The sequence below is a fragment of the Modestobacter altitudinis genome (genome assembly GCF_005930475.1).
Lineage (GTDB): Bacteria > Actinomycetota > Actinomycetes > Mycobacteriales > Geodermatophilaceae > Modestobacter > Modestobacter altitudinis.
The window spans coordinates 1-19,122 of sequence record NZ_SJEW01000088.1; the positions used below are offsets into that span (position 1 = coordinate 1).

16 protein-coding genes and 1 tRNA gene are annotated in these 19,122 nt (G+C 74.2%); 7 read left to right on the top strand and 10 right to left on the bottom strand.

Annotated elements, in window-relative coordinates; genetic code table 11:
* Positions 1-24 precede the first annotated feature (24 nt).
* Together FHL79_RS22255 and FHL79_RS22260 are read left to right on the top strand one after the other, a co-directional pair.
* On the top strand, positions 25-1,524 hold the full coding sequence (locus FHL79_RS22255) for a mannitol dehydrogenase family protein (protein ID WP_138760744.1): 1,500 nt from the start codon (positions 25-27) through the stop codon (positions 1,522-1,524).
* Positions 1,521-2,246 (top strand): HAD family hydrolase, encoded by a 726-nt coding sequence (locus FHL79_RS22260; protein ID WP_138760745.1) that lies wholly within the window; start codon positions 1,521-1,523, stop codon positions 2,244-2,246. Before FHL79_RS22255 ends, FHL79_RS22260 begins: the two co-directional genes overlap by 4 nt.
* Here the strand turns inward: FHL79_RS22260 and FHL79_RS22265 are convergent.
* The 5 genes from FHL79_RS22265 to FHL79_RS22285 all read right to left on the bottom strand — a co-directional run bounded on the left by FHL79_RS22265 (position 2,209) and on the right by FHL79_RS22285 (position 9,535).
* Positions 2,209-2,796, bottom strand: coding sequence for an arsinothricin resistance N-acetyltransferase ArsN1 family B (locus tag FHL79_RS22265; protein ID WP_138760746.1), 588 nt, complete (start codon positions 2,794-2,796; stop codon positions 2,209-2,211). The genes FHL79_RS22260 and FHL79_RS22265 overlap by 38 nt on opposite strands.
* Positions 2,797-2,813: 17 nt before the next feature.
* Positions 2,814-4,913: a DEAD/DEAH box helicase gene (locus FHL79_RS22270; protein WP_138760747.1), complete on the bottom strand. Its 2,100-nt coding sequence runs from the start codon at positions 4,911-4,913 to the stop codon at positions 2,814-2,816.
* Positions 4,914-5,157: 244 nt separating this feature from the next.
* Positions 5,158-5,231 (bottom strand) — tRNA-Met (locus tag FHL79_RS22275).
* 77 nt (positions 5,232-5,308) lie between these two features.
* A complete protein-coding gene (locus FHL79_RS22280; RefSeq protein ID WP_246081124.1) occupies positions 5,309-8,311 on the bottom strand; it encodes a UPF0182 family membrane protein in 3,003 nt (1,000 codons plus the stop codon).
* 201 nt (positions 8,312-8,512) lie between these two features.
* A complete protein-coding gene (locus tag FHL79_RS22285; protein ID WP_171058294.1) occupies positions 8,513-9,535 on the bottom strand; it encodes a YlbL family protein in 1,023 nt (340 codons plus the stop codon).
* A 220-nt stretch (positions 9,536-9,755) separates the two neighbouring features.
* On the opposite strand from FHL79_RS22285, the gene FHL79_RS22290 reads away from it, so the two are divergent.
* A complete protein-coding gene (locus FHL79_RS22290) occupies positions 9,756-11,159 on the top strand; it encodes a zinc-dependent metalloprotease (protein ID WP_138760749.1) in 1,404 nt (467 codons plus the stop codon).
* A 40-nt stretch (positions 11,160-11,199) separates the two neighbouring features.
* Here the strand turns inward: FHL79_RS22290 and FHL79_RS22295 are convergent, their stop codons facing one another.
* Positions 11,200-11,853, bottom strand: a complete 654-nt coding sequence (locus FHL79_RS22295; protein WP_138760750.1) for a M48 metallopeptidase family protein — start codon at positions 11,851-11,853, stop codon at positions 11,200-11,202.
* A 354-nt stretch (positions 11,854-12,207) separates the two neighbouring features.
* Between FHL79_RS22295 and FHL79_RS22300 the strand changes: the two genes are divergently transcribed.
* Positions 12,208-13,296: a ThiF family adenylyltransferase gene (locus FHL79_RS22300; protein WP_138760751.1), complete on the top strand. Its 1,089-nt coding sequence runs from the start codon at positions 12,208-12,210 to the stop codon at positions 13,294-13,296.
* The gene (locus FHL79_RS22305; protein ID WP_138760752.1) at positions 13,289-14,611 is read left to right on the top strand and encodes an ABC1 kinase family protein; all 1,323 of its coding nucleotides are present in this window, start codon (positions 13,289-13,291) and stop codon (positions 14,609-14,611) included. The genes FHL79_RS22300 and FHL79_RS22305 overlap by 8 nt, the downstream gene beginning before the upstream one ends.
* A 142-nt stretch (positions 14,612-14,753) precedes the next feature.
* Here the strand turns inward: FHL79_RS22305 and FHL79_RS25275 are convergent, their stop codons facing one another.
* The 4 genes from FHL79_RS25275 to FHL79_RS22320 form a co-directional block, all read right to left on the bottom strand.
* Positions 14,754-14,972, bottom strand: coding sequence for a putative WhiB-interacting protein (locus FHL79_RS25275; RefSeq protein WP_500684521.1), 219 nt, complete (start codon positions 14,970-14,972; stop codon positions 14,754-14,756).
* Between the two features lie 67 nt (positions 14,973-15,039).
* Positions 15,040-15,372, bottom strand: a complete 333-nt coding sequence (locus tag FHL79_RS22310; RefSeq protein ID WP_281283893.1) for a WhiB family transcriptional regulator — start codon at positions 15,370-15,372, stop codon at positions 15,040-15,042.
* Between the two features lie 155 nt (positions 15,373-15,527).
* A complete protein-coding gene (locus FHL79_RS22315) occupies positions 15,528-15,839 on the bottom strand; it encodes a hypothetical protein (RefSeq protein WP_138760753.1) in 312 nt (103 codons plus the stop codon).
* 194 nt (positions 15,840-16,033) lie between these two features.
* Entirely contained in the window at positions 16,034-18,049 is a 2,016-nt protein-coding gene (locus tag FHL79_RS22320) for an ATP-dependent DNA helicase UvrD2 (protein ID WP_138760754.1), read from the bottom strand.
* A gap of 149 nt (positions 18,050-18,198) precedes the next feature.
* On the opposite strand from FHL79_RS22320, the gene FHL79_RS22325 reads away from it, so the two are divergent.
* Positions 18,199-18,462, top strand: a complete 264-nt coding sequence (locus FHL79_RS22325; protein ID WP_014742575.1) for a mycoredoxin — start codon at positions 18,199-18,201, stop codon at positions 18,460-18,462.
* Between the two features lie 107 nt (positions 18,463-18,569).
* A partial coding sequence (locus tag FHL79_RS22330; protein WP_246081122.1) for an ANTAR domain-containing protein occupies positions 18,570-19,122 on the top strand: 553 nt, incomplete at its 3' end.

The window sequence follows — 19,122 nt, forward strand, 5'->3', positions numbered from 1 at the left end:
GACCCACTCCGTCGAGGAGCCCTGGTGACGCACGCCCCCGCCCGCCCGGTCCCGCTGTCCGAGGAGACCCTCGCCGACCTCCCACCCGACGTCTCGGCGCCGGGCTACGACCGCACGCAGCTTCGACCGGGGATCGTGCACTTCGGGGTCGGCGGCTTCCACCGCGCGCACCAGGCGGTGTACCTCGACGAACTGGCCCGCCGCGGGGTGACCGACTGGGGCGTGGTGGGCGTCGGCCTGCACAGCCGGGCGATCGGTGAGGCGCTCGCCGCCCAGGACGGGCTGTACCTGGTCGTGGAGCGGGGACCCGAGCACGACCGGGCGAGCGTCGTCGGTGTGCTCATCCGGTACCTGTACGGCCCGGACTCCCCCGACGCCGTCCTGGAGGCGCTCGCCGACGACGGCATCCGGGTGGTCTCCCTGACCATCACCGGCACGAGCTACCGGATCGACCCGCACTCCGGGGAGTTCGACGCCGACGACGAGGACGTGCAGGCCGACGTGCGCGACCCGGCCCACCCGCGGACGGTGTTCGGCTACGTCGTCGAGGCGCTGGACCGGCGGCGGCGCGCAGGGCAGCTCCCGTTCACGGTGCTGTCCTGCGACAACATGCAGGACAACGGGGCGGCCGCCCGCACCGCCATGGTGTCCTTCGCGCGGCTGCGCGACGAGGAGCTGGCCGCCTGGATCGAGGACCACGTCGCGTTCCCCAGCAGCATGGTCGACCGGATCACCCCCACCACCAGCCCCGAGGACCGCGCGGCCGTCGTCGAGTCGACCGGCGTGGACGACCGGTGGCCGGTGGTCACCGAGCCGTTCCGGCAATGGGTGGTCGAGGACTCCTTCGGCAACGGCCGCCCGCCGCTGGAGCAGGTCGGCGTCCAGTTCACCGATGACGTGCACCCCTACGAGGTGGTCAAGACCCGGCTGCTGAACGCCGGTCACACCGCCATCGGCTACCTGGGCTACCTGGCCGGCCTCCGCACCACCGACCAGGTCATGGCCGACCCCGTCTTCCGGAGCTTCCTCACCCGCCTGATGGCCGACGAGATCGCCCCGCTGCTGCCGTCGCCACCGGGCATCGACCTCGCGGAGTACCAGGCGACGCTGCTCGAGCGGCTGAGCAACCCCCGGATGGCCGACGACCTGGCCCGGCTGGGCCGGCGCGGCTCGTCGAAGGTCCCCACCTACCTGCTGCCTTCCGTGCGCGAGGCGATCGAGCAGGACCGCCCCCACCAGCTGCTGTGCGTGGCCGTGGCCGGCTGGCTGCGCTTCCTGCGCGGCTCGGACTACGCCGGCGAGGAGACGCCCGTGCAGGGCCCGCGGATGGACCTGGTGCCGGTGGCGCAGGAGGCCGGCACCGACGCCGGGCCGTTGCTGGCCGAGCGGAGCGTCTTCGACCACGTCGGCCGGGACCCGCGGTTCGCGGAGCCGGTGCAGCGGGCCCTGGACGCGCTGGAACGCGAAGGCCCGCGCGAGGTGCTCGAGCGCTACCTCGCCGACGCCCCGGGGGACGGGGCATGACCGCGCTCGACACGTCGGCGGCGACCTTCCTGCTCTGCGATGCCGACGGGACGCTCTTCCCCTCCGAGGAGCCGGCGTACGCGGCGTCGGCCGGCGTGACCAACAGGTTCCTCGGGCACCTCGGCGCGGAACGGGCGTACAGCCCGGCGGAGCTGCAGGGCATGACGAACGGGAAGAACTTCCGCGGCGCGGCCCAGGAGCTCGCCGCCGGCTACGGCCGCGAGCTCACCCGGGACGACCTCGACGGGTGGGTGGCCGAGGAGAAGGACGTGGTCACCGCCCACCTCCGCAGCGTGCTGCAGCCGGACCCGGAGGTGCAGGGGCCGCTCGCCCGGCTCGCCGACCGGTTCACCCTGGCGGTGGTGACCTCCAGCGCGTGCTCCCGGCTCGACGCCTGCCTGGCGGCGACCGACCTGGCACCGCTGTTCCCCCCGGACCGGCGGTTCAGCGCCGAGGACTCCCTGCCCGAGCCGACCAGCAAGCCGGACCCCGCGGTCTACGCGCACGCCGGGCAGCAGCTGGGCATCACGCCCGACGAGGGCATCGCGGTCGAGGACTCGATCAACGGCGCCCTGTCGGCGGTGGCCGCCGGCTACCGGACCGTCGGCACTGTCCAGTTCGTGCCGCCGGAGGACCGCGAGGCCCGGGCCCAGGCACTGCGCGAGGCGGGGGCCGCCGCCGTCGTCAGCTCGTGGGAGGAACTGGCCGAGCTGCTCCGCTGACCGGCACGGTGCCAGGTGACCAGGCCACCGGCTCGGCCGGTACCGGCGGGAGCTCGCGCAGCGGTCGCTGCCACCAGCCGACGTCGTGCCAGCGCCCGGACTTGAACCCGGCAGCGCGGTACACGCCGACCGGGGTGAAGCCGACCGCGGTGTGCAGCCCCACGCTGGCCGGGTTGGGCAGGGCGATCCCGGCGAACGCGGTGACGTGGCCGAGTGCGGCGAGCTCCGGCAGGAGCCGCGCGTACAGCGCCCGGCCGGTGCCGGCACCCCGCTCCCCCGCGGTCAGGTAGACCGAGCAGTCGACCGACCACCGGTAGGCCTCCCGGCTGCGGTGCCGGGCGGCGTACGCGTAGCCGACCACCGCACCGTCCCGGCAGGCCACGAACCACGGCAGCCGGGACGCGGAGAGCATCCGCTGGGCCAGGTCGCCGGCGTCGGGTGCGACCGTCTCGAAGGAGGCCACCGAGTCGGTCACGTACGGCCGGTAGACCTCGGCGATCGCAGCGGCGTCGGCGACGTCGGCCGGCCGCACCTCGGCGGGGGTGCGCACGCGCGGCACGCCGGCGGCTATGCCGACACCGACAGCGCGTCGGTCAGCAGGGCGACCAGCGCCTCCTGCTGCACGTCGGAGGAGGAGGACACCTCCTCCTCCGAGCCGTCGAGGGCCCGGGCCGCGAGGCCCGCCTTGCTGTCGATCAACTCGGCGATCCGGGCGTCGATGGTCTGCGCGGCGATGATGCGCCAGGCGGTGACCGGGAGCTGCTGGCCGATCCGGTGGCTGCGGTCGATCGCCTGGGTCTGCTCCGCGTCGGTCCAGGACAGCTCGGCGAGCACGATGTCGGAGGCGACCTGCAGGTTCAGGCCCACGCCGGCCGCGGTCAGCGAGCAGACCGCGATCGCGACGTCGGGGTCGCGCACGAAGGCGTCGATGTTCCGCTGCCGCACTCCCGGCGTCTGGTCGCCGCGGATGGAGGCGAAGCGGATGCCCTGCTTGCCGAAGGTGTCCTCGGCGACGTCCATCACGTCGACGTGCTTGGCGAAGAACACCACCTTGCCGGCGCTGCGCGCGAGCTGTGCGGCGTAGTCGGCGGCGAGGCCGGCCTTCGCCTGGCCGATGCGCCGCATCATGGTGAACACGTTCTCGCCGGCCTTCGACGTGGTCGCGTCCTTGAGCTCCCACCTGGCCACCGTGCGCACCAGGTCGTGGTCGATGCCCTCGACCACGGCGCCGGACCGACGGGCGGCCAGCGCGCTCTCGTAGCGCGACACCAGCCGGCGGGCGAGGTCCCGCTCGGCCGCCCTGATCGACCGGCCGGCGGGCCCGTCGAGCTCGACGGGCAGGTCGGCGATCCGACGGGCGGGGATGTCGGCGGCCACGTCGACCTTGCGGCGCCGGACGATGCCCTGGTCGATCACGGCCTGCCGTGCCGCCGGGTAGAAGCCGGGGTCGGCCGGCGTGAGGCCGGCGTCCTCCAGTGCGTTCATCAGGCTGCCGAGCGGCTTGCTCTCGTCGATCCAGCCCAGGAACTGCCAGATGGCCCGGAAGTCGTCGATGTCGTTGATCAGCGGGGTGCCGGTGAGGGCCATCAGCAGCGGCTGGACGGTGCGGGACCGGATCCGGTCGGCGAGCTCCAGCACGTGCTGCGAGCGCTGCGAGGACTTGTTCTTGATGAAGTGCGCCTCGTCGACGACCATGCCGCGGAAGCCGAAGTCGCCGAGCCAGCCGACGTGGCGGTCGAGCACCTCGTAGTTGACCACCACGATGTCGGCGAAGCCGTCGACCGTGGTCCCGTCGCCCTGGATGACGGTGGCCGGGCGGTGCGGCGTCCACCGGCCGGCCTCGCGGGCCCAGTTGGTCTTGACGACGTTCGGCACGACCACGAGCAGCGGGTAGGCGCCCGCCGCCTCCGCGGCCAGCAGCGCCTGGGCCGTCTTGCCCAGACCGGGCTCGTCGGCGAGCAGGAAGGTCCGGTGCCCCTCGGACGCAGCCGCGACCAGCTGCGCCTGGTGCGGCATCAGCTCCAGCCCGCCGGCCACCCGCCGGGCGGACGGCGCGGGGAGCGCCATGCACGCCGGGGCGCCGCCACCGGCGCGCTCGAAGGAGCTGAGCAGCGGACCCAGCAGCTCCCAGCCGCCGAGCCGGCGCGGCTGGGCCACGACCGGGCGCGGCGCGGAGAAGTCGGGGGCCAGGAAGGGGTTGGCCAGCTGGCGGGAGATGACCGACTGCGGCACGACCCGACGCTCGAGGGGCGCCGGCTCGGCCGTCTCCACCATGTCCGGCGCGGCAGCGGTGGACCGGCCGAGGTCCCGCGGGAGCGCCCGCGGCGCGTCGGCGGCGTCCCCGGACAGGAGCGCGAGCAGGGCGGGGTCGCGCACGGCGGTCTTGGCGAGGATCGTCCCGATGCCGTCGAGGCGCTTGAGCTGCTCGGCCCGGCGGGTGTCACTGCCACCCTGCTCGGCCCGGACCCGGGCGTGCTCCTCGCGCAGCAGCAGGGCGACGCTCTGGAAGTCCGAGCGCACCGACGGCGTGACGGGGCCGCGCTTCACAGCCGCCTCGACTCCTCGGACGGTCCGGGCGAGCGCCGCGATGGCGTCCTCGGGCTCGCGCCGCTGCTTGCCCGGGGGCGGACGGCGAGCGCCCGACGCGGACCGGCCTCGTTGAGCCACAGACTCCTCCTCTGGAACGTCCGGCCCCGACCCTGCGGTGACGTGCCGTCGACCGCAGGCACCCGGCCTCGGACGGCACGTCGCGCCGGCCGGGTGGCGGGCGGTGACCCGGTGCCCGGCGGGTGCCAGCGCCTGCGGGACCACCGGGACTGCGGTGTCGTCCGCTGACCGGGCGTGCCCGCTCGAGATGCGCGCACCTACGAGAGCAGCCCTCACAGGGACTGTGAGGGCTGCGTCATCGTCGTAGCGGGGGCAGGATTTGAACCTGCGACCTCTGGGTTATGAGCCCAGCGAGCTACCGAGCTGCTCCACCCCGCGTCGGTAGGACAACCATACATCAGCTCTGGCGGGACCGGCGGAGGGGGCGGCCGCGGCGCGCGACCGCCCCCTCCGCGTCAGCCCGTGGGGGTCGCCGGCGCGGTCTGCCCGTTGGCCGCCTGGTAGGCCTCGACCGCGTCCTGCAGCTGGGCCTGTGCCTGCCCGATGGCCGCGAAGTCACCGGCCTTGGTCGCGTCGGCCAGGGCGGTCAGCGCGTCGTTGATCGCGGTCACCGCCGCATCCCGCGCCGTGCTGTCCCCGGTGCCGTCGCCGCCGTCCGCCGGTGGTGCGGGGGTGGGCGCCGCCGGGTCGCTGGGCGCCGGCGACGTCGGCGTGGTCGGTGCCGGGGTGGTGCCGCTGTCGGCGGCCGCGTCACCGGCACCGTCCCCGAAGACCTGGTCCAGCGCCTCGGCGAACGTGTCGGCGTAGCCGACCTTGTCGCCGTAGTTGACCAGCACCTTCTGCAGCAGCGGGAACGAGTTCTCGGCCGTGCCCTGCACGTAGAGCGGTTCGACGTAGAGCAGGCCGCTGGTCCCGATCGGCAGGGTCAGCAGGTTGCCGAACACCGCCCGGGAGCTGGCGCTGTCGAACAGCGTGAGCTGGCTGCGGACCTCGCTGTTGGTGTTGAAGGACTGGAACACCTGCTGCGGGCCGCGGAACTGGGTGTTGCCCGGCAGCTGCAGCACCTGGATCTCGCCGTAGGTGTCCGGGTCGCTGGACACCGTCATGTAGGCGGAGAGGTTCTCCCGCCGCAGCGCGTTGAGCGCGCTGGTCAGCTGGAAGGTCGAGTTGCTCTCCCCCACCCGCTGGCTCAGCACGTAGTACGGCGGCTGCGGCTCCGTGGTGTTGTTGTTGACCGTCGGGTCGATCGGGACCTGCCAGAAGTCGTTGGCGTTGTAGAAGTCCGACGGGTTGTCGACGTGGTACTGGGTCAGCACGTCCCGCTGGAGCTTGAACAGGTCCTCCGGGTACCGGAAGTGGCTGCGCAGCTCGTCGCTGATCTCGCTGGCCGGCTGCACCGTGCCCGGGAACGCCTTCATGTAGGTCTGCAGCACCGGGTCGCTGTCGTCGAAGGCGTAGAGGGTGACCGTGCCGTCGTAGGCGTCGACCGTGGCCTTGACCGAGTTGGACACGTAGTTGACCTGGTCGTTGGGCAGCGCCGAGGTGCCGGTGCCGGTCAACGAGTCGGTGGTCGCCTCGCCCAGGCTCTGCAGCGAGGAGTACGGGTAGGCATCCGACGTCGTGTACGCGTCGACGATCCAGGTGATCCTCCCGTCGATGACCGCGGGGTAGGGGTCGCCGTCCACCTGCAGGTAGGGCGCCGCCTTCTCCACCCGGTCCCGGGGGTCGCGGACGTAGAGCACCTTGGAGTCGTCGTTGACCGCGCTGGAGAGCAGGAAGTTCCGCTCGCGGTAGTAGATGGCGTAGGTCAGCTGCCGGAAGAAGCTGCCGATCGACACCCCGCCCTCGCCGTCGTAGGTGTTGTTCACCTGCTCCTCGGACCCGCTCTGCGGCCGGTCGAACTCCCGCGGCGAGGTGCCCTCGGGGCCACCGACGACGGAGTACTCGTCGGTCCCGTTGACGTTGAGCAGCTCGCCGTAGTAGATCCGCGACTGGTCCACGTCGATGTTGCCGCGGGTGGGCAGGTCGCCGGTGGTGAAGTTCGGCTCGCCGCCGGCCTCTCCGGAGACCACCTGGTTCGCCGGCGCGGCCACGAAGCCGTTGCCGTGGGTGTAGACGGTGTGCTGGTTGATCCAGTTCGTCTGGTTGCCCGACAGCGACGAGGAGTCCAGCTCACGGGCGGCCACGACGTAGTCCTGGGTCACCCCGTCGATCGTGTACCGGTCGATGTCGAGCTTCTCCGGGAAGCCGTAGACGTTGCGGATCTGCTGGCGGGCCAGGAACGTCGCCTGCAGCACGTTGGGGTCCAGCAACCGGGCGTTGGAGATCGTGCCGGCGTCCCCGGCCAGGTCCGCCGTCGTCGGCGTGGACGCGGCGTCCTCGGAGCCGGCATCGGTGCCGGTCTCGTCACCGGCGGCGGTGTCGGTGCCGTAGTTGACGGTCTGGACGTCGGAGAGCTGGTAGGCGTCGCGGGTCGAGGCGAGGGCGCGCTCGATGTACGCCGCCTCCTTCTGGTCCGCCGAGGGCCGGACGACGAACTGCTGCATGATCGCCGGGAACGCGACGCCGATGACCAGGCTGGAGAACAGCAGCAGCACCAGCGCGGCGGCCGGCAGCACGGTGTTGCGGAAGAAGATGTTGGCGAAGAACGCCACGGCGCAGATCGCCGCGACGAAGACCAGGATGTTCTTCGCCGGCAGCAGCGCGTTGACGTCGGTGTAGGACGCCCCGGTGTAGACGGTGCCCCGGTCGGAGTAGACCGTGCCGTACCGGTCCAGCCAGTACGCGATCGCCTTCAGCACCAGGAAGACCCCCAGCAGCACCGACAGCTGCACGCGGGCGGCGCCGGTGAGCTTCTGGCCCGGGGTCTGCAGCCGCAGCCCGCCGAAGACGTAGTGGGTCAGCAGCGAGCCGATCAGCGCGAGCAGCACGATCGCGAACGCGAACCCCAGCGCCAGCCGGTAGAAGGGGTAGTCGAAGACGAAGAAGGAGATGTCCTTGCCGAACTGCGGGTCGGTGCGCCCGAAGTCGGTGGAGTTGCGGAAGGTCAGCCAGGTCTGCCAGCTGCCCTGCGCGGTGAACCCGGCGAACAGGCCCAGCACGACGCCGATGGCGGTGAGGACCAGCTTGCGGCGGGGCTCGACCGACTGGCGGTAGCGCTCCAGGTTCTGCTGCTCCAGCGACATCGGCCGGAACGTGGGGCGGAACCGGTACGCGAGGTGGACCGCGAGGGCCACCAGCCCGCCGGTGGCCACCCCGGCCACGGCGAACAGCAGGGCCCGGGTCTGGACCTCGGTCCAGAAGACCTCGGTGAAGTTGGTCTCGTCGAACCAGAGGTAGTCGACGTAGACGTTGGTGAGCGTGCCGATGACGGTGAAGAGCACCAGCAGCACGGCGACGACGCCGATGACCAGCTTGGCGCGCCGCGACAGCGTCGGCACCGGCACGGGGGGCCGCATGGCCACGGTCGGTCTCCTGTCTTTCCTACGACCTACGAGGTGGCGGGCACGGGGACCCCGCCACGGGACACGGCGACCGCGGTGGGTCCGGACGCCCCAGGGACGCCGATGGTCGGACCGCGGTCCGCTCCGTCAACTGTTCCCGGCGGCGGCGGGTTCCCGGCCGCGCCACAAGCAGACCACGGCTTCCTGACAGGGGGGTCAGCAGCCCGGCGGTGGGGTGCCGGCCCGGAGGTCCGCCAGCGCGGTGAGCGCGTCGTCCAGCGTGGCGACCCGCGCCATCGGCAGGCCCGGCTGGGCGTTCTGCAGCGCCTCGGCGCAGTTGTCCGCAGGGACGAGGAACAGCTCGGCGTCGATCTCCCGGGCGGCGACCATCTTCAGCGGGATGCCGCCGATCGGGCCGACCTGACCGTCGGCGTCGATGGTGCCGGTGCCGGCCACGACCGCCCCCGCGGTGAGGTCGGTGTCGCCCACCATGTCGATGATCCCCAGGGTCAGCATCAGGCCGGCCGACGGACCGCCCACGTCGTCCACCTCGATGTCGACGTCGAACGGGGCGTACGGCGTCTGGAGGACCAGCACCCCCAGCGCCGAGCCCTCGCCCTCCGCCGCCGTCCCGGTGGTCACCGTGGCGGTGCCGGGGACGCCGAGCCGGGTGTAGGCCACCGGGACCGTCGTACCGGGCGGGATCGCGGCCAGCGCGGCGGTGAGCGCGTCCTGGTCGGGGGTCGGCACGCCGTCGACCGCGGTGAGCGCGTCGCCCGCCGCCAGCTGCCCCTCCGACGGCGAGTCCTCCGGGAGGTCCTGGACGACGACCTCCTCGGGGTAGCCCAGCTCGGCGAGCGCCGCGCCGCGGGCCGCCTGCTCGGAGGTGAGGAAGGCCTGCCGGTTCTGCGCCTGGGTCTCCTCGACCGACTGGCCGGAGGGGTAGACCTGCTCGCGTGGGACGACGACGACCTCGTCGTCGAACCAGCCCTGCACCGCGCCGACCAGGGTCAGCGGGCGCTGTGGGATGCCGACCGTGGTCAGGTTCAGGTTGCCCGAGGTGTCGTTGGGCTCACGGCCGGTCAGCGAGATGATCGGCGTGCCGTCGATGTCGCCGAGGGTGTTGTAGGTCGGCCCCGGCACCTGGGCGACGTAGGGCACCGGGAGCAGGGCACCCAGCACCCCGAAGAGCAGCAGCAGCACCGTCCCGGTGACCAGGACGGTGGTCCGTCGACTCACGACTCCTCCTCGCGGGGCGGCCGCCCGCGAGCCGGCCGCCCGGGCGTCGGCGGCACGAGGTCAGCGGCGGGTGGCCGCGACGGGCGCACCCGTCGAACGGCGAGCGTAGGTGACCCACCTGGGTCGGCAGCCGGACCGACGCCGGCGCGGGCCGACCCGGGTGGGGGCGAGGAGCGGCGGAGGGGCGGTCAGCGTGGTCGCGCGCGTCTACGGTGGGTCCATGAGCGATCTTCCCTTCGGCTTCGGGATGCCCGACCGTGACCCCGACAAGCGGGACGAGTCCGGGCAGGGCGGTGGGCAGGGCGGCGTCCCCGCCGGCAACGACCCGTTCGGCCTCGGTGCGCTGTTCGGGTCGATGGGCGACGTCGGCCCCGGTGCGGGCAACCCGGCGGACCTGCTGGGCAAGATGCCGCTGTTCGCCGAGCTGCAGAAGCTGATGAGCTGGTCGGGCGGCCCGGTCAACTGGGACCTCGCCCGGCAGGGTGCGATCAGCCAGCTGGCCCCCGGACACCAGCCGACGTCAGCCGCCGAGCAGGCCGCGGTGGGCGAGGCGCTGCGCCTGGCAGACCTGTGGCTGGACCAGGTGACCGAACTGCCCTCCGGCATCGACCGCGGGCTGGCCTGGTCGCGGGTGGACTGGGTGGAGCAGACGCTGCCTGCCTGGACCGCGCTGATCGACCCGCTGGCCGAGCGCGTGGTCGCCGCGATGACCAGCGCGCTGCCCGCGGAGGCCGCCCAGATGGCCGGCCCGCTGGCCGGGATCATGGGCCAGATGGGCGGGGTCATGTTCGGCGCCCAGGTCGGCCAGGCCCTGGCCAAGCTGGCCGACGAGGTCACCACCAGCACCGACGTCGGCCTGCCGCTGGGGCCCAAGGGCGCCGGCGTGCTGGTGCCGCAGAACGTGATCGCCTTCGGCGCCGGCCTGGACCGGCCCGAGGACGAGGTCCGGCTGTTCCTCGCGCTGCGGGAGGCCGCCCACCAGCGCCTCTTCGCGCACGTGCCGTGGCTGCGCCAGCAGCTCACCGACGCCGTGCACGCCTACGCCCGCGGCATCCACGTCGACCCGGAGGCGATCCAGCGGGGTCTGGACGAGGCGATGAGCGGCATGGAGGGCGGCTTGGACCCAGCCGACCCGGAGAGCATGCAACGCCTGCTGGGCAGCGGCGTCCTGGAGCCGGAGGAGACCCCCGAGCAGCAGATGGCGCTGCGCCGCCTGGAGACCCTGCTGGCGCTGGTGGAGGGCTGGGTGGACAGCGTCGTGTCCGAGGCGGCCGCCGAGCGGCTGCCCGGTCACTCGGCCCTCGCCGAGACGATGCGCCGCCGCCGGGCCTCCGGCGGGCCGGCCGAGCAGACCTTCGCCACGCTGGTCGGGCTCGAGCTGCGCCCGCGCCGGCTGCGCGACGCCAGCACCGTGTGGGGCGCGATGGCCCAGCAGCACGGCACCGCCGAGCGCGACCGGCTCTGGTCCCACCCGGACCTGCTGCCGACCTCGGAGGACCTCGACGAGCCGCTGGACTTCGTCGCCCGGCAGGGGGCGGCCGACCCGTTCGCCGAGCTGACCGGCGGCGACGCCGAGAGCAGCACCGACGACGCCGACGGCGAGGACCCGACGCCCGACCGGTGACCAGTCGGATCGGCCCCCTCGCCGGAGGGCCAGGGGGCCGTCACTCGACGGCGCCGGGCTCCAGCTCGTCGGCGTCGTCGGCTGACCTGGGTCCGGCGGGCAGGGAGCCGCCGGACCCGAACTCCACGCCCTCCAGGAAGCCCAGTGCTCGCTCGGCCCGCGGGTAGGCGTGCACCAGGGACCAGAAGTGCGCGTTGTGGGTCGGCTCCAGCAGGTGCGCGAGCTCGTGCACCAGGACGTAGTCCACGACGAACTCCGGCATGCCGCGCAACCGGCCGGACAGCCGGATGGTGCGGTCGGCCGGGGTGCAGGAACCCCAGCGACGGTTCTGGTTCTCCACCCAGCGGACGCTGACCGGCACCGCCCGGCCGTCCAGGTGTGCCGCGGACAGCTCACCCGCGCGGGCCATCAACTCGTCGTCGGACCCGAGGGTGCGCCGCCGGCGCTCCTCGCGCGTCTGCAGCTTGGCGACCATCTGGTCGACCCAGCGCCGCTCCTCGGCCGCGGTGAACGCCGCGGGGATGAGCACGACGGTGCGGCCGTGCTCCCGGTAGGCCGTCACGGTGCGTCGGCGCCGGGCACTGCGTCGCACCTCGATCTCCCCAGCGACGACCTCGGCGTGCCCAGGGGCGGTCCGCGCAGCGGGGACGGCGGTCGACGCAGCCGGCCTCCGGCGGTCAGGTCGCTGTTCCACACACGCACGGTAACCGGCAGCCCGGCCGACGCCCAGCGCGAGGACACCCGGTCGTGGACAGGTGCACACGGACAGTGGACACGGCCGGCGCCGGTGTCCCCCGGAAGGAGGACGGACCTCCGCCACTCCACAGGTCAGGGACGGCGTCTGTGCTGGTGAGAGGCCTGCGGGCGGGTCGTCCGGGCGGCTGCCCACCGGGCGTCCCCCGCTGGTGCACAGCGACACCCCGACGGGTCCCCACTCCGTCCACAGCTCTGTCCACAGGCTGTGGGAGAAGGGCTCCGGGCGGCGCCCGGGGACCGCACCTGTGGACGACGCCCCGGCACCTGCCTCGGCGCTGGCACCCTCCCCACGATGACCGAGAGCCCGCACCCGCTGCTGCCCCCCGCGACACCGGTCCTCCGGCTGGACGCCGAGGTGCTGCAGGTCGGCGGGGTCGACGGTGGCACCGGGCTGCGGGTGGCTCCTGCCGGCGCGGAGATCGTCACCCTGCTCCGGCGGTTGGACGGTCGGCGCAGCCAACGTGCGGTGCGCGGGGACGCGATCGCCGGTGGGCTGCCCGGTGACGTCGTCGACGACCTGCTGGCGGGCCTCCGCGCGGCCGGCCTGGTGCACGACCTGGCCCCGACCGACCTGCTCGCCACCGACCCCGGCCCGGCGGCCGCGGCCCGGGCGGCCGCCGAGTTGCCGGCCGCGGTGCGCGGACGGCAGGACGGCGGCCGGTGGCGGGCGCGCCGACAGAGCGCGGTGGTCGTGGAGGGGGCCAACCGGGTCGGGACGCCGCTGGCCGCCGTGCTGGCCGCCAGCGGTGTCGGCCGGGTGCACGTCCGCGACCGGGGGACGACCAGGGCCGGGGACGCGATCGCGGGCGGGGCGAGCGCAGCCGACGAGGGGCGTCCGCGGTCGCTGTCCGCGGCCGACGCCGTCCGCCGGGCCAGTCCGCTCACCGACCTGCGCCCCCTCCCGCCGGGGACCGCACCCGACCTCGTCGTGCTGACCCGGCCGTGGGCGGCGGTCGACCCGCTGTCGGTCGCGTGGCAGCGGGCGGGGACGCCGCACCTGGTGGCGACCGTGCGGCAGGAGACGGGGGTCGTCGGCCCGTTCGTGCTGCCCGGCGCCAGCAGCTGCCTGCAGTGCGCCGAGACCTGGCGCCGGGACGACGACCCGTCCTGGCCACGGCTGGCGACCCAGCTCGCGGCGGCCGACGCCGATCCCGGCGGCTCGACGATCACCTGCCTGCTCACCGCGCTGACCGCGGCGGTCCAGGTGCTCGCCCACCTGGACGGCTCGGGTCAGCCCGCGACGGTGGACGCCACGCTCGAACTCGGCCCGCCGGCCTTCCTGCCGCGGCTGCGCAGGTGGCCGCCGCACCCCTCGTGCGGCTGCGTCGGCCCGGTGCAGGGCGGCGGCGACGCGGACAGGGGACACTGGGCCGGTGACTGACACCGGACGGGACATCCCACGGGGGGCGGTGTCCCGAACGGCGAGGCTGGCCGCGCTCCCGCTGGGCGCTGCAGGACGAGCCACGCTGGGCATCGGCAAGAAGCTGTCCGGGCGGCCGGCCGAGGAGGTCGACGCCGAGCTGCAGCAGCGGACGGCCGAACAGCTCTTCGCCGTCCTCGGTCAGCTCAAGGGCGGGGCGATGAAGCTCGGTCAGCAGCTGTCCATCTTCGAGGCGGCGGTGCCCGAGGAGGTCGCCGGGCCGTACCGGGAGGCCCTGGTCAAGCTGCAGGAGGCCGCTCCGCCGATGCCGGTGCGCACGGTGCACGCAGTGCTCGCCCAGCAGCTGGGCGGCCGGTGGCGGGACCGCTTCCGCGAGTTCGACGACGTCCCCGCCGCCGCGGCGAGCATCGGTCAGGTGCACCGGGCCACGTGGCGGGACGGTCGGGACGTCGCGGTCAAGATCCAGTACCCCGGGGCCGGCACCGCGCTGATGGCCGACCTCAACCAGCTGGCCCGCTTCGCCCGGCTGTTCGCCACGATGTTCCCCGGCATGGAGGTCAAGCCGCTGATCGCGGAGCTGAAGGCGCGGGCGGAGGAGGAGCTGGACTACGGGCTGGAGGCCGACGCCCAGCGCGGGTTCGCCGCCGCCTACGCCGGGGACGACCAGATCGTCGTCCCCCGGGTGGTGGCGAGCGCGCCGAAGGTGATCGTCTCGGAGTGGCTGGAGGGAACGCCGCTGTCGGCGATCATCACCGACGGCAGCCGCGAGCAACGCGACCGCGCCGGCCTGCTGATGGCCGAGCTGCACTTCTCCGGCCCGCAGCGCGCGGGGCTGCTGCACGCCGATCCGCACCCGGGCAACTTCCGGTTGCTGCCCGACGGCCGGCTCGGGGTCATCGACTTCGGCGCCACCGCCCGGCTGCCCGACGGGCTGCCCGAGCCGATCGGCCGGCTGGTGCGCTGGGCGCTGGAGGGCCGCGCCCAGGACGTGCTCGCCGACCTGCGTGTAGAGGGGTTCGTCCGGCAGACCGTCGAGGTGGACGCGCAGGGGGTGCTGGACTTCCTGCTGCCCTTCCTGGCCCCGCTCGCGGCGCCGGACTTCCAGTTCACCCGGGCGTGGATGCAGGCGCAGGCGGCCCGGATCGGCGACCCGCGCAGCGACGCCAGCCGGCTCGGCCGGCAGCTCAACCTGCCCCCGGCCTACCTGCTCATCCACCGGGTGACGATCGGGTCGATCGGCGTGCTCTGCCAGCTCGACGCGCGGGCGCCCTACCGCGGCGTCTGCGAGGAGTGGCTGCCCGGCTTCGCCGGGTAGCAGTCCATGGCTGGGCACATCGTCGTCCTGCGGACGACACCGAGGCATGAGCCGCGCCCGACCTCGCTGAGCCGCTGGGTCCGTCCCGGTCGGGAGCCTGCGGCCCCGCGACCGGGACGGACAGCGGCTGACGCCGCCCTCGTCACCAGACGGCGGAGTTGGCCCGGACGGCGCGCTGCGACGCCCGGGCCGCCTTGCGGGACCAGCGCCGGGCGCTGACCAGCCGGCGGGCGCGGGCGGCCCGGCCCGCCTCGGCGAGCCGCTGGTCCATGTGCGAGCGGGCCAGGTCCTGGTCGATCAGGTACATCTCGTGTCCTCTGCGGGCAGTGACGCCGTCGGACGGCGCCGGATGGAGGTGCATCGGGTGACGGGGCGCCCGGACGACGGGCGCCGGACTGCGGACGGGTGCGGGGTCCGGTGGTGGCCGCTCATGCCGCCGCCTCCGTGCGGACCTTCGGCGGACGGCCCCGGGGCCGCTTCCGGGCGATGACGACCCCCCGGTCGAAGATCTCCCCGCCCCAGACGCCCCAGGGCTCGGCCCGGTCGAGGGCGCCGGCCAGGCACGCGGCCTGGACCGGGCACTCGGCACACAGCCGCTTGGCCTGCTCGAGCTCCGCCGGGCGCTCGGCGAACCACAGGTCGGGGTCCTGCACCCGGCAGGGCAGCGCCCGGCGGGCACCCGCCGGGTCGTCGGTGGATGCGTGCGTGCGGTCGAGCCCGAGCCGGGAACGGGACGGCGCTGGGTCGATCGTGGTCTGCACGGCCGCTCTCCTCTTCTTCGTCTCTGCGGCCGGCCGGCGGAGGCCCCGCCGACCGGTGGTCGGTGTGGGTCCGCGGACTGGCCTGGGACAAGACGAAGGCCGCGGTTCCCGGTGTCCGGGATCCGCGGCCTCGAGGAGGACCAGCTGAGCGTTGGCTAGCTCAGTGGGTCTTCCGGGGGCAGGTCACCCGGGGTGCTGCTGGGGTGCTCGACGGGGACGCCGACGACGGCGAACTCCGGCAGAGCGGTGGTCTGGACGGACGGACGGGCGGTGCCGCCGAGAGCGGCGCCCGCGGCGATCAGGCCGCGGAGACGGAACGGGGACGCGGTACCGGCGGCGGGCAGACCCGTCCCCGTCCACGGGGCGGCGTAGGGCGCCGTCAGGACGACCTGATCGGCCGAGCACATGCCGACGGCCGGCGGGGTCACGGTGCCTGCGCCGGTGTTCGTGGTGTCGGTGCTGATCACGGGGCCCCTCCTTCCGAGGGTCGGAGCCCGGCCTGCCGGCCGGCCTCGCTGCGGTCTGTGCTCGTGCGGTGCTGCGCAGTGCGTCCTGGGTCACTCCCAGGTGGTGAGACGAAGGCTAGGGGACCTGCCGAACAGGGGTCAACCGAATTGACCGGGAAAACTCCACGACACGGTTCCTGCAGGTCAGCCAGCCGTTACGCCTCGATGACGCCGAGGACCTCGGTGCCGTACATGTCCAGCTTGCGGGTGCCCACACCGGGCAGCGCCGACAGCTCCCGCACCGAGGACGGCCGGCTCTCCGCGATCGCCTGCAGCGTGGCGTCGGTGAACACCACGTAGGCCGGGACCGACGCCGCCTGTGCCGTGCTGCTCCGCCACGCCCGCAGCCGCTCGAACAGCTCCCCCGCCTCGCCCTCGAGCACGACCTTGGCCCGCTGGGCCGGGCGGCGCGGCGCCGCCGCCGCGTCGGGGGCGAGCCCGTCGAGGAACCGGCTGCGCGGCCGGGACCGCCGTCCGCCCGGGTTCCGCGCCAGCGACCAGGACAGCGTCAGCTGCTCACGGGCGCGGGTGACCGCCACGTACAGCAGCCGCCGTTCCTCCTCGACCGCCTCGGGGCGCGACTGGGACTGCGCGATCGGCAGGACGCCGTCCACCAGGCCCACCACGAACACCGCGTCCCACTCCAGGCCCTTGGCCGCGTGCATGGACGCCAGCGTCACGCCCTGCACGGTCGGCGCGTGCTGGGCGTTGGCCCGCTCGGCGAGGTGCCCGACGAAGCCGGCGAGGTCCAACGAGGGCTGCTCGGCGACGAGGTCGACGGCGAGGTCCACGAGGGCGGCCAGCGACTGCCAGCGGTCCCGCGCCGTGCCACCCGGCGGTGGGCGGTGCTCCACCCAGCCGGTGGAGGCCAGCACGTCGCGGACGGCGGGCACCAGGGCACCCGGGTCGTTGCCCCCGGCGGCGGCACCGCGCAGCAGCAGCACCGCCTCGCGGATCTCCGGCCGCTCGAAGAACCGCTCACCGCCCTTCAGCACGTAGGGGACGCCGAGGTCGGCCAGCGCCGACTCGTACACCTGCGACTGCGCGTTGATCCGGAACAGGACGGCGATCTCGCTGGCCGGCAGCCCGCCGTCGATGAGCTCGCGGCAGACCTTCGCGACCGCGGCCGCCTCGGCCGGCTCGTCGGGGTGCTCGACGAACCTCGGCGCCGGGCCCTCGGCCCGCTGACCCAGCAGCCGCAGACCGGGCAGCCCCTTGCGCGGGGGCGCCTGGCCGATCAGCTTGTTGGCCAGGCCGACCACCTGCGGCGTCGACCGGTAGTCCCGCTCGAGCTTGACCACTTCGGCGTCGCCGTAGCGGTCGGCGAAGCCCAGCAGGTACTCGGGGTCGGCGCCGGTGAAGGAGTAGATGGTCTGGTTGGGGTCGCCGACGACGCACACCTCGGCGCGGCCGCCCAGCCAGGCGTCCAGCAGCCGCTGCTGCAGCGGGTTGACGTCCTGGTACTCGTCGACGACGAAGTGCCGGTACTGGGCCCTCACCTCGCGGGCGACGGCCGGGTGCTCCTCGATCGCGTAGGCGGTGACCAGCAGCAGGTCCTCGAAGTCCAGCGACCCGTCACGGGACTTGGCCTCCTCGTAGCTGCGGTAGACCGCGGCGACCGCGGAGGGGTCGAACGGGGCCTCCCGGGAGGCCGCGGCGGCCCGGGCCGGGTAGTCCTCGGGGGTGGCCAGCGTCGTCTTCGCCCACTCGATCTCGCCGGCCAGGTCGCGCAGGCTGGCGCGGTCGGTGGTCAGCCGGTTGCGGGTGGCGGCACCGGCCACCACCCGGAGCTTGTTCTCGATCAGCTCGGGCATCGGGCCGCCGAGCACCCGTGGCGCGAAGTACCGCAGCTGGCGCATCGCCGCCGCGTGGAAGGTGCGCGCCTGGACGCCGCCCACGCCCAGCGCCGAGAGCCGGCCGCGCAGCTCACCGGCCGCGCGCGCGGTGAAGGTCACCGCCAGCACCTGCTCGGGGACGTACTCCCCCAGGTGCACGCCGTAGGCGATCCGGTGCGTGATGGTCCGGGTCTTGCCCGTGCCGGCACCGGCGAGGATGCAGACCGGCCCACGCACCGCCTCCGCCGCGGCCCGCTGCTGCTCGTCCAGCCCGGCGAGCACCGCCTCAGCGCCCGCCGTCCCCTCGACCACCTGCTCATCTGCGACCCGCGGCATCCCCACACGAGGAGTCTCCCAGCCCCGTGCCGACAGGCGGGGGAAGGATCCCCAGGCACCCGGCGTTGGCCGGGCGCAGGCACCGGACGCCCCGGCCATCCCTCCCCCCGGGTGGCCCGCCCGGGCAGCCGCGAGGGAGGATCCACCCGATGAGCGCTCCGACGACCGCGGTGACCATGTACACCACCAACTGGTGTGGCTACTGCATGCGGTTGAAGAAGCTGATGCAGCGTGACGGCATCGACTTCGCCGAGGTCAACATCGAGGTCGACGAGAGCGCCGCCGAGCTGGTCATGCAGGCGAACGGGGGAAACCGCACGGTGCCCACGCTGGTGTTCGCCGACGGCACCGCCCTGACCAACCCCAGCATCGACCAGGTGAAGGCCCAGCTCGCCCAGCTCCCGGGCGCGTGATCCCCGGCCCGCGGCCCTCGGGGGGCGATGATCGCCACCCGGGGGGCTGCGGGAGCGCACCCTCCGACCGGCCGTTGGCAGCGAGAGAGGGTGTGATGGACCCGACGGTGGAGCAGCCTGCCGCGGTGGTCCCTGCGGTGCTGCCCCACGACGTGGTCCGCACCCCGAGCGGCCAGCCGGCCGCCCTCGTGGTCCGCAGCGGCCGGGGCTGGACGGTGCTGAGCCCCGAGGAGGACGGCGCCTGGGCCGACGTCTCGGGCCGGGTGGCCGGCGCGGGCGAGGCGCTGAGCCTGGTCGAGGCCATGTCGCTGGCCGACCTGGTCGCCGCCGAGCACGGGTCCAGCCCGGAGCCCGGCCGCGACGCCCGCCGGGCGGCCCGCACGGTGCCCGGCGCAGCGGACGACGCCGCAGCAGCACCGGCCGACCCGCGGGACGAGGAGCTCGCGGCGCTGCGCCGCACCATCGGTCAGCTCGAGCACGCGCTGGCCGCGCGGGTGTCGATCGAACGGGCGATCGGCGTCCTCGCCGAACGGCACGGCACCACCCCGCGGGAGGCCTTCGAGGCCCTGCGCCGGAACGCCCGCTCCCAGGGCCGGGCAGCCCAGGAGCTGGCCACCGAGGTGCTCGACGGGTTGCCCGCCGCCCACCCGGCCGGCCCCC

What these genes read in the sequence shown, in the direction of transcription:
- FHL79_RS25275 (WP_500684521.1), bottom strand. Translation starts at nt 14,972, where the DNA reads ATGCACCTCCATCCGGCGCCGTCCGACGGCGTCACTGCCCGCAGAGGA.
- FHL79_RS22320 (WP_138760754.1), bottom strand. Translation starts at nt 18,049, where the DNA reads ATGCCGCGGGTCGCAGATGAGCAGGTGGTCGAGGGGACGGCGGGCGCT.
- FHL79_RS22260 (WP_138760745.1), top strand. Translation starts at nt 1,521, where the DNA reads ATGACCGCGCTCGACACGTCGGCGGCGACCTTCCTGCTCTGCGATGCC.
- FHL79_RS22280 (WP_246081124.1), bottom strand. Translation starts at nt 8,311, where the DNA reads ATGCGGCCCCCCGTGCCGGTGCCGACGCTGTCGCGGCGCGCCAAGCTG.
- FHL79_RS22290 (WP_138760749.1), top strand. Translation starts at nt 9,756, where the DNA reads ATGAGCGATCTTCCCTTCGGCTTCGGGATGCCCGACCGTGACCCCGAC.
- FHL79_RS22300 (WP_138760751.1), top strand. Translation starts at nt 12,208, where the DNA reads ATGACCGAGAGCCCGCACCCGCTGCTGCCCCCCGCGACACCGGTCCTC.
- FHL79_RS22325 (WP_014742575.1), top strand. Translation starts at nt 18,199, where the DNA reads ATGAGCGCTCCGACGACCGCGGTGACCATGTACACCACCAACTGGTGT.